Origin of the sequence: Tsukamurella sp. USMM236, from assembly GCF_037148755.1 — a bacterium.
Taxonomy (GTDB): Bacteria; Actinomycetota; Actinomycetes; order Mycobacteriales; family Mycobacteriaceae; genus Tsukamurella.
In genome coordinates this window covers 1-1,064 of sequence record NZ_JBBCSS010000020.1, presented here as the reverse complement: position 1 = coordinate 1,064, position 1,064 = coordinate 1, and the positions used below count along the sequence as shown (strand labels likewise).

At 65.6% G+C, this 1,064-nt stretch carries 1 pseudogene; it reads right to left on the bottom strand.

Annotation, left to right across the window (positions count from 1 at the left end):
• Window positions 1–34: 34 nt before the first annotated feature.
• Window positions 35–1,064 (bottom strand): annotated as a pseudogene (locus WFK95_RS24685) (IS3 family transposase); the annotation flags it as partial.

Sequence of the window (1,064 nt, the reverse complement as noted above, 5' to 3'; positions counted from 1 at the left end):
GGGACTGCTGCACGATCGGGTGACAGTGTCGGTGTCATGCCGCTGAGGCGGCTGTGTTGATGATCGTCTCGTATTCGACGGGCGTCAACCGGCCGAGGCGGACCTGACGGCGTCGGCGGTGGTAGGTCCGTTCGATCCAGGTGACGATCGCGATCCGCAGCTGCTCGCGGGTGGCCCACCGCTGCCGGTCGAGGACGTTGCGTTGCAGCAGCGCGAAGAACGATTCCATCGCTGCATTGTCGCCGGCGGCGCCGACGCGGCCCATCGATCCGACCAGGCCGTGCCGATTGAGTGCGGACACGAACTTCCGCGACCGGAACTGAGAACCCCTGTCCGAGTGGACAATACAACCAGCAACATCGCCGTCTCGGCGGGCGACCGCATGGTTGAGCGCAGCAACGGCGAGACGGGATTGCATGCGGTCATCGATGCTGTAGCCGACGATCCGCCCCGAGCAGGCATCCTTGATCGCGCAGAGGTAGAGCTTGCCTTCGTCGGTCCAGTGCTCGGTGATATCGGTCAACCACAATTGGTTCGGGGAGTCGGCGGTGAAGTCGCGTTCAACCAGGTCATCGTGCACCGGCGGCCCCGGCTTCTTACCGTTCTTCCCACGTTTCTTACCGAAGCTCGACCACCAGCCGTTGGCGCAGCAGATCCGCCACGCCGTCCTCGCGCTCATCGCCTGACCAGCGTGTTCGGCTTCGTCGGCGAGGAACCGGTACCCGAACTCCGGGTCCTCGCAGTGCGCATCGAACAGGGCGTTCGCCCGCGCGGCCGCGACCCGATCGGCGGTGGTGACCGCCTCCTTGAGCCACCGGTAGTAGGGCTGTCTGGCGAGCTTGAGTACCCGGCACGTCACCGCGACGGGGATTCCGTCGGCGGCGAGCTCCTTCACGAGCGGGTAGAACCTTTTCCCGGCAGGTTCGCCTGCGACAGATACGCCGCGGCCCGGCGCAGGACCTCATTCTCCTGCTCCAACAACCGGATTCGCTTGTTGGCCTCCCGCAACTCCGCCGACTGCCCCGACGTCATCCCAGGCTTGTTGCCGTCATCGATGTCGGCGC